The 13,758-nt window shown below is 59.1% G+C and carries 7 protein-coding genes, 1 tRNA gene and 1 pseudogene; all 9 read left to right on the forward strand.

Annotation, left to right across the window (positions count from 1 at the left end):
• Positions 1 to 262: 262 nt before the first annotated feature.
• Complete coding sequence (locus tag AC0KW6_RS20270) at positions 263 to 3,076, forward strand: calcium-binding protein (RefSeq protein WP_474035869.1); 2,814 nt, start codon at positions 263 to 265, stop codon at positions 3,074 to 3,076.
• A 392-nt stretch (positions 3,077 to 3,468) separates the two neighbouring features.
• Entirely contained in the window at positions 3,469 to 5,145 is a 1,677-nt protein-coding gene (locus AC0KW6_RS20275) for a calcium-binding protein (RefSeq protein WP_474035875.1), read from the forward strand.
• A gap of 146 nt (positions 5,146 to 5,291) precedes the next feature.
• Positions 5,292 to 5,780: pseudogene (locus AC0KW6_RS20280) on the forward strand (integrase core domain-containing protein); the annotation flags it as partial.
• 411 nt (positions 5,781 to 6,191) lie between these two features.
• Positions 6,192 to 6,262, forward strand: a tRNA-Gly gene (locus AC0KW6_RS20285).
• A gap of 150 nt (positions 6,263 to 6,412) precedes the next feature.
• Positions 6,413 to 7,951 (forward strand): type I restriction-modification system subunit M, encoded by a 1,539-nt coding sequence (locus AC0KW6_RS20290; RefSeq protein ID WP_474035870.1) that lies wholly within the window; start codon positions 6,413 to 6,415, stop codon positions 7,949 to 7,951.
• A complete protein-coding gene (locus AC0KW6_RS20295) occupies positions 7,948 to 9,129 on the forward strand; it encodes a restriction endonuclease subunit S (RefSeq protein WP_474035871.1) in 1,182 nt (393 codons plus the stop codon). Before AC0KW6_RS20290 ends, AC0KW6_RS20295 begins: the two co-directional genes overlap by 4 nt.
• A gap of 13 nt (positions 9,130 to 9,142) precedes the next feature.
• Positions 9,143 to 9,769 carry a hypothetical protein gene (locus AC0KW6_RS20300; protein ID WP_474035872.1) on the forward strand — a complete coding sequence of 209 codons (627 nt, stop codon included), beginning with the start codon at positions 9,143 to 9,145 and terminating at the stop codon, positions 9,767 to 9,769.
• A gap of 68 nt (positions 9,770 to 9,837) precedes the next feature.
• Positions 9,838 to 13,011 (forward strand): DEAD/DEAH box helicase family protein, encoded by a 3,174-nt coding sequence (locus tag AC0KW6_RS20305; protein ID WP_474035873.1) that lies wholly within the window; start codon positions 9,838 to 9,840, stop codon positions 13,009 to 13,011.
• Positions 13,012 to 13,138: 127 nt separating this feature from the next.
• The coding region (locus tag AC0KW6_RS20310) for a helix-turn-helix domain-containing protein (RefSeq protein WP_474035008.1) at positions 13,139 to 13,758 on the forward strand (620 nt) is incomplete at its 3' end.

Raw genomic sequence — 13,758 nt, forward strand, 5'->3', positions numbered from 1 at the left:
GCACGCGGGACCAAATCTCTTCCGGCTTTTGCGGCCGAAACTTCACGGCGGAAGGTTCCGATCCGACATGGGCAAGCGACGGAAACCACCCCCTGGCGGCCACGGACGCCGCTTGGCGGTCGATAAGCGTGCGCACGGATTACGTGCAATTTTGCGCACTAACACGCGCAAGCTGTCTTGCTGCGGGAAATGAACATGTTAATGCTTTAGCGTTTCCGATTGAAGATGTTTTGACTGGCGAATTGTAAAGACGGGGTTCGGGATGGGTCAGGAGTTTGAGGCGCGCGATGATCACTTTGTGATCGGAAATGATTCAGAGCTCGATGGGTACGGATATATTGAGCTTGCCGACAGCTCGCACTACCGTGAAACTTACAGCATCCTTTCGAATGATGCTTTACCGACCGGCCTGACCCCCGATGAGATCAGGATCAGCAATGTAACGCTGGATGGCACCCCCCCTTATGATACGTATACACTCGGTAGTGGCCAGGGGGGATTTCACCTCGCGATCGACTACTACTACGACACAGGTTCTAACCTCTATCCGAGTGCATGGGCCGACCTTTGGATGATTGGCAGCTCCAGTGGAGCGGATAATCCCTGGTTCGATCTGGAATTCCATTTCGGAGCGGACTTTGATGTCACCGCAGATATGAACTTCAGCTTGGAATTTGACTACAGCCTGTTTTTGGAAGGTGAAGTCTCAACCGCCCATGTCACCGTGGATGTGAACCTCGGCGTTTATGAGGCTATCCCCGACCCTGAAATTTCGACCGGCGTCTTCACGACCGGCACTGGCGAGATTTCCTTGCTTGATTTTTACGGCCCCCTCCAGGACGGAGTGACACTGCAGATCCGAAGCCTCAAGGGTCCGGAAGGTACGGACGCCAGCGACTACACATGGGACTTTGACCCAGAGACAGGGCTTTTCACCATTGACCCCGCCCAATTCTCGTATCTTGCTCCCGGCGAGTCCGTCGAGCTCACTCTGCAGTACTATATCTATGACTCGTTCCGTTACGACCATCGCTCAGCAAGCATCACGGTCACCGGCCGGGCACCCGACATCCATTCGGACGACGATGGCATTACCGAGGGCACTGACGACGGTGAGGACGTCTATGGCGGCGAAGGCGATGACACCATCTCCGCGGGCGGCGGCGACGATGATGTGTCGGCGGGGAACGGGTCCGATGTCCTGGACGGCGGCCAAGGCGCGGACAGTCTTGACGGCGGCGCCGGCAGTGACACGCTCTCTGGTGGCGAAGGGGATGACCGGCTTGAAGGCGGCGAGGGCAACGACGTCCTGGAGGGCGGTGAAGGTCTTGATACCTATGTCCTGGCGCCGGGGTCCGGGGAAGACCGCATCGTCGACGACGGTGGCGTCATCGAGATGCTTGCAGACATCCCGGACGAATACCTGCTGATGACCCTTTACGAGGTGAACGGCAAGACAGAGCTGCACATCGATCTTCTGGACGAGGACGGCAATAAGACCGGCGACCGGCTGATCATCGAGAACTTCCACGACACCAGCGGCGGGCCGTCCGGAGGCGGTATCTTCGACTGGGTAATCACCCCACCCGACGGGCCCAACAAGCCAATGCCCGCACCGGATCGGGTTTACATTATTGGCCCTGACCTGGGTGGCGACTTTGTGTTTAGGCCAACCCCGGATCCGGATCCGGGCGGAAGCACTGCTCCGCGCCCTTCGGTGGATGTCACAATCATCGACTTCAATGCCTCGGACCTGCGCTTCATGCGGGATGCCGACAGTCCTGACGACCTGATGGTCTATTTCCGGGATCGACCGGACATCTCGCTTCGGGTCGAAGAGCACTTCGATGAGGACGGGAAAACCATCCCGGCCGTGAAGGGGATCAAATTCCATGACGGCGAAACGCTGTCGCTGGAGAGCGACCTGGTCCTTGAGGGCACGGAAAATGACGAGGTGGTGCGGGCCTCTTTGCATGAGGATCTGCTGATCGGCGGCGGCGGTGACGATGTATTCCAGGGAACCTCGGTCGAGCTGGATGGCGATCACGTTACGGATATCGTTGGCTGGGATGCCATCGAAGTCCTGGATGTTGATTTCGAGTACAAGGACATCGATCTCGAAGCGCTGGCCGAGGGCCGGCTGAGCATCGACTACAATGCAGATGGCCTCACTGATATCACCGTCCACCTCGATGATTACCAGGGCAATGGCGTATCGGTTTCCCGGATTGAAGGTGGCGGGACGCGTGTCGATTTTCTTTCCAAGCCAACAGAAGTCGATGGCAATGATATCGCGGTTGAAGGCGGCGCTATCCTGGAGCTGTCCCGGCTGTTTGACATCCATGATGCCGATGATGACGTCATGACCGTGAATGTCAGGCTTTCCATCGCGGAACTTGACCTCAGCGGCATGGAACAGCTGTTCGCCGACAACACGATCGAAGAGACATGGGGTATCTCGTTCGAAGAGTACCAGGAAGGTGTTTTTGCGAGCATTGATGCGCTGAAGCAGCAATTCAATATCGGAGAGGGCGAAACTGAAGGAACCCGATCGTTCTCCTATTCAGAATTCCAGGAGTTCAAGTTTTCCAATCCGGGCGTCTGGCTCAACCCGGGTGAGAAATTCGACAGCCCAGCCAACCTGCACTGGACGAACCAGGCATTTCATGGCGCTCTTACATTCGAGGCTCAGGCGACCGACAGGTCCGGAAATCAGACCGAATCGACATCGAAAGTCTTCACTGACCGGTATAGCGATGATGATGTATTTCTTGACGAGAATTGGGATGGGCTCGGGTTCGTTTCAGGTGGGGCCAATTACATCCTCCAGGCCTGCCGGGACACATTTGTCAAAATCGTTGATGTGACGGAGGAGGCAAGCGAGCAGAACAAGAACATGAAGGCGGCTCTCAACGGCCCCTTTGCCGCTTTATGGAGAATATGCTCGGCGGCTTGCAGGAAGCGTTTACGCTCATCAGCGCAACCGCGAACTACATCAATTTGGACACCATGTCCGACCGGGAGTACCTGGCCAAGAATGGCGGCAAGGCCCTTGGAGAAGCAATCGACCTCCTGATGGATGGGGCCACGAAAATTCTGACGGCCTTTTTCCCGGTTATTGGGATCGTGGTGAATGCTGCCTGGGATGCGATTTCCGTCCTGCTGGACTACTTCAGCTTTTTCGAGAAGACCGCAAACAACATCTACGAGCTGGTCTATGATGAAGATCCGGAAAATGGAGGTTTTTCAATCGAGGCTCTGAGAGGGGATCTCGAGGTCCTCAGCGGCGACATGACCGGGGCCTTTGATGACGCCCTGGAAAAGACCGAGGTGATGCGCGGCGACGGTGATGTCTATTCGAACACTATCATGGTCGAGATCGGTATGCTGAAGGAAATGCCTGAGCAGCTGGCAACGGCAACCGAGCACGCCGAGCGGATCCACCTCGTTGGCTCGGGGCTGATTTCGATGGTGCAAACTGATACTGGCGTCCTGGTGACCTATGAAGGCGAAGACGGTACCCAGACCCATCTTTTCGAAGGCAAGGATCTGGCGGACATCACGCACCATGAGACCTTCGAGGACTATTCGGACGAGGCTACGGCCGAGGATGACCAAAGGTTCGAATGGGAGAACTGGGTACGCCCGGACGACGCTCCTGTGACCTACGAAGCGCGCGACCACGACGATCTCCTGATCGGCAGCCGCGGCGATGACCACATGACCCTGCGCGGCGGGGATGATGAGGTCTACGGCGCCGAGGGCGGCGACAGCTTCGTGATCGACGGAACGGGCACCGCGGAAAGCGATAGCTTCCGGTTTGTCGATCTGAACTTCGACGAAGGCGATCGCATCACCCTCCGGGGCTTCGGAACCGAACATGTCATCGGCTCGCGGGAAGATCTGCAGATCTTCATTGATGCCGGTTATGCGGAGGCGATCGACTGGGAGGGTGAGAGCGGGGACATCGATGTCACCTTCAGGGGGCTCGATGCAGTCTTGTCCGACCTGCCATCAGAGCCGGCGGATCCAGATCCAGCTGACCCTGACCCGGTGGACCCCGATCCGGTTGACCCTGATCCGGTAGACCCCGACCCGGTAGATCCAGACCCGGAGGACTGGGAACCCATCGATCCCGATCCCGAACCCGTCGATCCGGACCCAGTCGCGCCGATTACGGGCACTGATGCGAGTGACCGTATTCTTGGCGGTAGGGGGCACGATGCGGTAATGGGCGGCGATGGCAATGACCTCCTAATGGGAAAAAAAGGGAATGACACCCTGCGAGGAGAAGGCGGTAACGACCGGCTCAAAGGCGGCTCAGGCAGCGATCATCTCTATGGCGGGAAAGGTTTGGATCAGATTTTCGGCGGTGCCGGCAACGATACCCTGGTTGGCGGGGTTAACAGTGATCTCCTCGAAGGGCGCCCCGGTAATGATCACCTAGTGGGCGGAACTGGAAACGACACCCTCAAAGGTGGGCACGGTAACGACCGGCTTAAAGGCGGCTCAGGCGGCGATCAAATCTATGGGGGGAGAGGTTTGGATCATCTTTACGGCGGCGCTGGTAACGATACCCTGGGTGGCGGAGCCAATAGCGATGTCGTCGCGGGGCGCGCCGGTGATGACCACCTAGGGGGCGGGACTGGAAACGACACCCTCCAAGGTGGGCACGGTAACGACCGGCTGAATGGCAGCTCTGGCGGCGATCATATATATGGCGGGAAAGGCTTGGATCAGCTTTACGGCGGTGCAGACGACGACATCCTGGACGGCGGAGCCCATAGCGATTTTCTCGTGGGCGGCACTGGCGATGATGGCCTCAGGGGAGGCTCCGGACGGGATATTCTGCAAGGCGGAAAGGGGAATGACACCCTCGAGGGAAACGCTGGCAATGACAGGATGTCCGGCGGGGCCGGGGCGGACACCTTCATATTCCAGGAAGGCTCCGGCAGCGATACGGTTTACGGGTTCGATATCCAAGAAGACCTGCTTCAGTTCTCCGGAATCCCGGCAGGCTATGTGGGCATCCAGATTACAACCGGCACCGGTGGGATCACGGTTTCCGGGTTCGATGATGCAGGTAGCGAGATATTCCTGTCCGGTGTCCACCTCATCGATGAGGATCGATTCATCTTCAGCTGATCGAGGAAGTATCCCGGCGAGATGTGCAGTATATTTGGTTAGTGTCCGCGTACGTGGTGTAATTTCCACGCCTTCAACGGTGTAATCCGGGTGGCCATCGAAGTGTGTGGTCGAGGTGGAGTTTGGCGACTTCAACCACGGGCCACACGAAGACCCCGATGGCGGCCTGCAAGCTCTACACCGAGAAAACGGCGATCACTGCCGCCGACCTGCTGAATGACAGGGTTATCCCCTTCTTTGCCGAACACGGCATCAGCCTGCTGCGCATCCTGACGGACCGTGGCACCGAATATTGCGGCAAAGTCGAAAACCATGCCTATCAGCTCTACCTGGCCGTAGAGGACGTGGACCACACGAGAACCAAGGCGAACAGCCCCCAGACCAACGGGATCTGCGAGCGCTTCCATCGGACCATCAAGGACGAGTTCTACGACATCACCTTCCGCAAGAAGCTCTACCGGTCGGTGGAGGAATTGCAGGTGGACCTAGATGCCTGGCTGGCCAAATGCAACGAGCAGCGGCCGCACTCGGGAAGGTACTGCTACGGCAAGACGCCTATGCAGACCTTCCGCGAAACAGTACATATTGCTAGGGACAAGACGATCAGGGCGTGCGAGACATCGGACAGCCAGTAACCCATTCTCAGCACAGAAAGCTGAGGTGTCCGTCAGATCAAGTCTGAAGTTTTACATTTCATAGGCTGCTGTAAAACCGCGTTTGTACCGTTCGCGCCGAAAGGCGGTTGGAACCGGCTCAAGCGCCCTAGTTCGCTCCGGTAACCCCTCGTTGGTCGGCCTTTGACTTGGGCCGCTGCGAAATCCGCCATGAAAGCGGCAGCGCGCCCTTGCAGCGACACTCCTTGATACGGAGTGCCATTTCTGTTCTGCTTTGAATGAGGGCTGGCAAGGTGGATACCGAGACCGCCCACTCCGGCAGTTTCTGGTGCGACGGTAGCAAGACGTAACCCGTTCGCCAGGGCTGCCACTCAGCTAGTGCGGCACGTCGAGATTTGTTGGCTTCGTCGCGCATGAAACACTAGCCCAAATGCGGCCGTAGCTCAGTGGTAGAGCATGAGGTTTCCACCCTCTGTGCGCCAGTTCGATTCTGGTCGGCCGCTCGTCCTCCCGCCCTCTTTCGATGGTGGTTACGCGCGCACGCGCGAGGAAGCCCGCTCAGGGCCGCAGTTCCGCCGGGGTTTGCCTCGGCTTGCGCATGTCCCTCCGCCCCGGATAACGTGCCCCAGAATATTTAATTTGAGGCGCATCGCATGCTCACAGGCAACATCCGCAACCAGGTTGATCAGATCTGGAATGCGTTCTGGTCCGGCGGGGTCTCCAATCCGCTGTCCGTGATCGAACAGCTCACCTTCCTGATGTTCATCAAGCGGCTCGATGACCTTCATACGGTTGAGGAGCGCAAGGCCGAGGATCTCGGCATTCCCATGTCGCGCCGCATCTTCCCCGAAGGCAGCGATGACAAGGGTGAACCCTACGACAACATGCGCTGGTCTCGCTTCAAGCATTTCGAGGCGCGTGAAATGATGCGCATCGTCGATGAGCATGTCTTCCCCTTCCTGCGGCAGCTGGGGGAGGAGGGCTCCTCCTACGGCACCCACATGAAGGACGCGCGGCTGGGCTTTTCCAATGCTAACCTGCTGGCCAAGGTCGTGCAGATGCTGGACGACATCCCGATGGACGACCGCGACACCAAGGGCGACGTCTATGAATACATGCTGGGCAAGATCGCGAGTGCCGGAACCAATGGCCAGTTCCGCACGCCCCGCCATATCATCGAGCTGATGGTGAACCTGATGGCGCCGCAGCCCGGCGATACCATCTGCGACCCGGCCGCGGGCACCTGCGGCTTCCTCGTGGCGGCAGGGGAATACCTGCGCGAGCACCACCCGCAGATGCTGCGCAGCAAGGAGCAGCGCGAACATTTCCACAATGGCATGTTCCACGGCTTCGACTTCGACTCCACCATGCTGCGAATCGGCGCGATGAACATGACCCTGCACGGGGTCGACAACGCCGATGTGTCCTACCGCGACAGCCTGGCGGAGGAGCACGGCAGCGACGCGGGCGCCTATTCGCTGATCTTGGCCAACCCGCCTTTTGCGGGCTCGCTGGATTACGACACCACCGCAAAGGATCTGCTGAAGATCGTCAAGACCAAGAAGACCGAGCTGCTGTTCATGGCGCTGTTCCTGCGGCTGCTGCGCACCGGCGGGCGGGCCGCTGTTGTCGTGCCGGACGGGGTGCTGTTCGGCTCCTCCAAGGCGCATAAGGACATCCGCCGCATGCTGGTGGAGGAGCACAAGCTGGACGCCATCATCAAGCTGCCCTCGGGCGTGTTCCGCCCCTATGCCGGTGTGTCCTGCGCCATCGTGGTGTTCACCAAGACCGGCGTCGGGGGCACTGAGAACGTCTGGTTCTACGACATGGCGACGGATGGTTTCAGCCTGGATGACAAGCGCACGCCGCTGCTGGATGCCGCCAAGCTGGGTGCCCGGCCGGCCGAGGCGCTGGGCGAAGGCGAGCACGCCAAGAACAACCTGCCCGACATCCTGGCCCGCTGGCAGGCGCTGGAGGGTGAGGCCGAGCGCCCCCGCACCGCGCAGAGTTTTGTGGTGCCCGCGGCGGAGATCATCGCCACCGGGTCCTGGGATTTGTCGCTGAACCGCTACAAGGAGATCGAGCACGAGGAGGTCGACCATGCCGCCCCGGCCGAGATCATCGCCGAACTGCGCGCGCTGGAGGGTGAGATTGCCGAGGGGCTGGACCGGCTGGAAGGGATGCTGGGATGAGCTGGCCCCTCGTCGAATTGCAGAGCTTCTGTCGCACTGGAAGTGGGACCACACCATCAAGGAAGAACGCAGAGTTCTATGAGGGCACAATTCCGTGGGTCAAATCTGGCGAATTGCGCGAAACAGAAATTTGCTCAACGGATGAACATGTTTCTGCTGAGGCCCTTCAGAAAACAGCTTTGAAACTGGTTCCGAAAGGCGCGCTATTGGTGGCGATGTATGGTGCCACTGTTGGCCGCGTGGGTTTACTAGGTGTGGAAGCGACTACCAACCAAGCGGTATGCCACGTTGTCCCGGACGCTTCTAAAGCTGATACTGGTTACATGTTTCACTTGCTGCAAGCAAAGGCAGCTGAACTGGTGTCGCGCGGCGTCGGTGGCGCGCAGCCGAATATTAGTCAGGGCATCATCAAATCGCTCAAAATCCCCCTGCCGCCGCTGGAGGAGCAAAAGCGGATTGCGGGGATACTGGATCAGGCCGCAGAGCTCTGCCGCCTCCGCACCCGCGCCCTCGACACGCTGAACACCCTCGGCCAGGCGATCTTTCATGAGATGTTTGCGTCGGCCCTCGAAGAGAGCACCCTCGGACGCTTTGGCGATAAAGTTCAAGAGTTCCGCTATGGCTCATCGAACAAATCTAGTGAGGTTGGTACACCTACGCTTCGTATACCCAATATTCTTGGGGGAAAGATCGACACAACGAGCATAAAAACTGTTGAAGTCACCGAAGCTGAGTTGAATCGGCTTCGGCTTGCAGATGGCGACCTACTTTTTGTCAGGTCGAACGGGAATCCCGACAATGTAGGCCGTTGCGCGGCCTTCTCGCACGCTTCGGTCTCGAACGCTGGTATGGGGGAAGAGTGGATCTTTGCTTCATACCTGATCCGGGCCCGCTTGAAGAATGAGATCGACCCCGTTTTCGCGGCTACCTTTTTCGCTACTGGAGTCGCGCGCAAGGCTGTACGTGACCGCTGCAAGACTTCAGCAGGTCAATACAATATCAACACCGAAGGACTTGCTTCGCTACCTTTCCCAAATGTGCCGAGCGCCCTACAGCGCGTTTTCAGGGCAAGGGTTGCTTCAGTTCGAGATCAGCTCGATTTGAAAGCGGCTGTGATTCTGAAGCAAAATGCCCTCTTCGCCTCCCTCCAACACCGCGCCTTCCGCGGGGAGCTTTGACAGGAGCCAGCTGATGACATTGCAAAACCGCGTCGATCCCTTTGGCCAGTTTCACGCCACCTCTGCCCGCGGCACGCTGATGGGCAACCGGGGCATTCTGCATGACGATCAGCAAAATGTGCTGAAGACCCATGCTCATCAGAACTGGGTTTCCTGCGCGCTGTCCTTCAAGGGCCGCAAGCGGCAGATCATGGCGCCGGGCCGCTATACCGAGCTGTTCTTCCTGGACGAGGCTACGGCGCTGGCAGCCGGTCACCGCCCCTGCGCCACCTGCCGCCGCGACCAATACCGGGAATTCATCGCCCTGTGGCAGGCGGTGCATGGCGGGGCCGAGGAAGGCCGCTCGTTGCCGCAGACCATTGATCGGGCACTGCACCGGGCGCGGATCACCCGGCAGCGGGCCCAGATCACCCATCAGGCAGACGGCGCGGAGCTGCCGGACGGGACCATCATCGCCGAGGGCGGCGTGCCGCAGCTCTTGTGGCAGGGGCGGCGGTATGGCTGGAGCTTTGACGGCTACAGCGCGCTGGGGGATGCGCCACAGGGCACGGTGACTGTCCTGACGCCGGCGCCGCTGGTTGCTGTCTTGCGGGCGGGCTACCGGCCCCAGGTGCATGATAGTCTGGAGAGCGCGGACTGAACGGCGCTCTCATGGGTTGATCGGCGGGCCACGCGCTCCTAGGCTGCTGGCATTATTTGGATTCTCTCATGACACAGTTTGCATTTCTCGCCGAAGATTTCCCCGTCCTGCACAAACATGCTGCCAAGGCCGAAACCCATGCCCTGTCCGATCCGCGCGGCGCGTGCTTCTGGGCCCGGCTGACGCTGGAAACGGCGCTCAAGTGGATCTACCGCACCGACCCGGCTCTGCGGCGCGTCTACACCGACACACTGGCCGCGATGATCGCGGAACCCAGCCTGGAGGCGCTGACCGGCCCCGCGATCACCGCCAAGGCGCGGTATATCAAAGACCAGGGCAACCGCGCCGCGCATGATGCGGGCAAGCCGCTGACCGCCCATGATGCCACCGCCTGCGTGCGGGAGCTGTTTCATGTCTGTTATTGGTTTGCACGCACCTACGCCAAGGTGAACCGCCCGGATCCGGCGCTGGGCTTTGACGTCGGCAAGCTGGAGAAGTCGCTGACGATCACCGCCAGCACCGTTGCCCAGATCCAGAAGGTCGAAGGCGAGATCAAGGCTGAGCGCAAGCGGGCAGAGGCGGCCGAGGAAGCCTTGCGGGCCTCGGAGGAGGGGCGTCAGAAGCTGGATGCTGAACTGGCCACCGTTCGCGCCGAGATCGCCGCCCTGCGCAAGGCCAATAGCGCGGTGCAGGACACCCATGACTACAACGAGGCAGAGACCCGCGACAGCTTCATCGATTTGCTGCTGGCCGAGGCGGGCTGGCCGCTGGACCAAGAGCGGGACCGTGAGTTTCCGGTCACCGGGATGCCGACCAGCAGCGGCAACGGGTTCGTTGATTATGTGCTGTGGGGCGATGACGGCAAGCCGCTGGCGGTGGTGGAGGCCAAACGCAGCAAGAAAGACGGCCGCACGGGTCAGCATCAGGCGAAGCTATATGCCGACTGTCTGCAGGCGGCGTACGGCCGCCGTCCGGTGATCTTCACCACCAATGGCTATGAGCATTGGATCTGGGACGACCTGGCCTATCCGCCGCGGCAGATCTCGGGGTTTCTGAAAAAGGACGAGCTGCAGCTGCTGCACCAGCGCCGCGACAATGTTCGCGCCTTGTCCACGGTGGATGTCGATCCCGACATTGCAGGGCGCCATTACCAGCAGCGGGCCATCCGGCGTGTCGGCGAAGCCTTTGAGAAGCACGCGCAGCGCAAGGCCTTGCTGGTCATGGCCACCGGCAGCGGCAAGACCCGGACCGTGATTGCCCTGATCGACCAGCTGATGCGGGCAAACCGTGTGAAGCGGGTGCTGTTCCTGGCGGACCGGGTGGCGCTGGTCAAACAGGCGCATAGCGCATTCAAGGCGCATCTGTCTGCAACCCCTTGTGCCAACCTGTTGGAAAGGCACGATCCGAAGAAGAACGACCACTCCGGCGCGCGCGTTTGCTTGTCGACCTATCCGACGATGATGGGGTTGATCGAGGAGATGCAGGGCGGCGAGAAACGCTATGGACCTGGTCATTTTGACCTGATCGTCATTGATGAGGCGCACCGCTCGGTTTACCGCAAGTACCGGGCGATCTTCAGCTACTTCGACAGCCTGCTGGTCGGGCTTACGGCCACGCCGCGCGATGAAATCGACAAAGACACCTACTCGCTGTTCGGGCTGGAGAAGGGGGTTCCGACCGACGCCTATGATCTGGATGATGCCGTGAGTGACGGCTACCTGGTGCCGCCCACCACGATTTCTGTCCCGCTGAAATTCCAGCGCGAAGGCATTGCGTACGATCAACTGAGCGAAGAGGAAAAAGAGGCCTGGGACGCCATCGAGTGGGACGAGGAGGGCACCGAACGCGACCGCGTCGAGAGTGCCGATTTGAACAAATGGCTGTTTAACATCGATACCGTCGACAAGGTGCTGGAGCACCTGATGCGCAACGGGATCAGGGTGTCGGATGGCGACCGGTTGGGCAAGACCATCATTTTTGCGAAGAACAGCAAGCACGCGCAGTTCATCGTGGAACGGTTTGACGCGAACTATCCCCACTATAAGGGCGAATTCGCCAAGCTCATTGATTTCAGTGTCTCCCACCCGCAGTCGTTGATTGACGACTTCTCGGAGGTCGACAAGGCCCCACATATCGCAGTTTCTGTGGATATGCTCGATACAGGGATTGACGTTCCAGAGGTCGTAAACCTTGTTTTCTTCAAGATCGTACGGTCCAAGACGAAATTCTGGCAGATGGTCGGCCGCGGCACGCGCCTGTGCCCCGATTTGTTCGGGCCGGGCGAGGACAAGCAGCAGTTTGTCATTTTTGACTTTTGTCAGAACCTGGAGTTTTTCCAGGAGAACCCGAATGTCATGGATGGATCAGGCGCTAAACCCATAGGCGAGAGGCTGTTCACTAGCCGTGTGGAGCTGATCGAAGCTTTGGGGGAGAGTGGGGAGGAGCACCAAGGTCTGATTGCGGCGACTAAGACCCGCCTGCGTGAAGAGGTTATGGGCATGCCGATCGACAATTTCATCGTGCGTGCCAAGCGCCGCAGTGTTGAGCGGTTCCGTGACGTCGCTAGCTGGGAGGAGCTGAACCTCGATGCCCGCATGGCCCTGATCGAGGATCTCGCAGGTCTGCCAACCGCCTATGACGATGGTAAGCTGCCAGCGAAACAGTTCGATCTGCTGATCCTGAATGCGCAGCTGGAGCTGCTAAGGCGGCAAGGCGGTTTCACTCGTTTTCAGGACCGCATCGTAAAGTTCGCGTCCAGGCTTGAAGAGCTTTCCAACGTGCCGCTTGTCTCCAAGGAGCTGAAGTTGATCCTCGAAATCCAGGCGGAAGCATACTGGGAAGATATCACGCCGGAGATGCTGGAAAGCGTCCGGCGCCGCCTTCGGCATCTGGCAGAACTGATCAAGCCAACTGAACGCAAAATCGTAATCACTGACTTTGGGGATGACATCGGTGAGGGTAACCCCATGACTATGCCCGAGGTCGGCAGCGGCGTCGACAAGGCCCGATTCAAGATGAAGGTCCGTCGTTTTATTGAGCAGCACAGGGACCACATTACCTTAATCAAGGTCCGCCGTGGCGAAGCGCTGACAAAACAGGATATTAATGAGCTTGAGCGTATTCTTATCGAACAGGAAGTCGCGGATGATGCCATAATCTCCGATCTGGCAGGTGAAGGCGGATTGGGCCGGTTTCTGCGGTCGCTGACTGGGCTGGACCGCGCCGCGGCTAAGGTGAATTAGTCTTGATGTGATCTGACACCGCCCCCTTCTCAGCAAGCTGAAACGGGGGCGGCGCATCTCTTGAAGGAGATGATGGTTGCCCGTTTTGATGGTGGTGCAAACCCAACCACAAAACGAGGAAACCACGATGTTGAATACTACCGACAAGATCATCAAACACAAAACCGGTCTGCTGAACCTGGCCGAGGAATTGGGTAATGTGTCGAAAGCCTGCCAGGTCATGGGCTACAGCCGGGACACATTCTATCGCTATAAGGCGGCGGTTGAAGACGGCGGCGTGGAGGCGCTGTTCGAGCGCACCCGGCGCAAGCCCAATCTGGCGAACCGGGTGGACGAAGTCACGGAACAAGCGGTCATCAAATCCGCCACTGATTTCCCGGCCTATGGCCAGGCCCGCACCTCAAACGAGCTGCGCAAACTGGGTGTGTTTGTCTCGCCCTCGGGTGTCCGGTCGATCTGGCTGCGGCACGATCTGGCGAATTTCAAAACCCGGCTCAAGGCACTGGAGGCCAAGGTCGCCGAAGAAGGCACCATCCTGACCGAAGCGCAGGTGCAGGCGCTGGAAAAGAAGAAGCTGGACGATGAAGCCTGCGGCGAGATCGAGACCGCTCACCCAGGCTATCTCGGGTCACAGGACACGTTCTATGTAGGCACCCTCAAAGGCGTCGGGCGGATCTATCAGCAGACCTACGTCGACACCTATTGCAAGGTGGCGCATGCCAAGCTCTACACCACCAAAACGCCCAT

This window comes from Leisingera sp. SA215 (assembly GCF_055902035.1).

Coding starts and splice junctions, on each gene's coding strand:
- AC0KW6_RS20305 (WP_474035873.1), top strand. CDS start 9,838: ATGACACAGTTTGCATTTCTCGCCGAAGATTTCCCCGTCCTGCACAAA.
- AC0KW6_RS20270 (WP_474035869.1), top strand. CDS start 263: ATGGGTCAGGAGTTTGAGGCGCGCGATGATCACTTTGTGATCGGAAAT.
- AC0KW6_RS20300 (WP_474035872.1), top strand. CDS start 9,143: ATGACATTGCAAAACCGCGTCGATCCCTTTGGCCAGTTTCACGCCACC.
- AC0KW6_RS20275 (WP_474035875.1), top strand. CDS start 3,469: ATGGTGCAAACTGATACTGGCGTCCTGGTGACCTATGAAGGCGAAGAC.
- AC0KW6_RS20295 (WP_474035871.1), top strand. CDS start 7,948: ATGAGCTGGCCCCTCGTCGAATTGCAGAGCTTCTGTCGCACTGGAAGT.
- AC0KW6_RS20290 (WP_474035870.1), top strand. CDS start 6,413: ATGCTCACAGGCAACATCCGCAACCAGGTTGATCAGATCTGGAATGCG.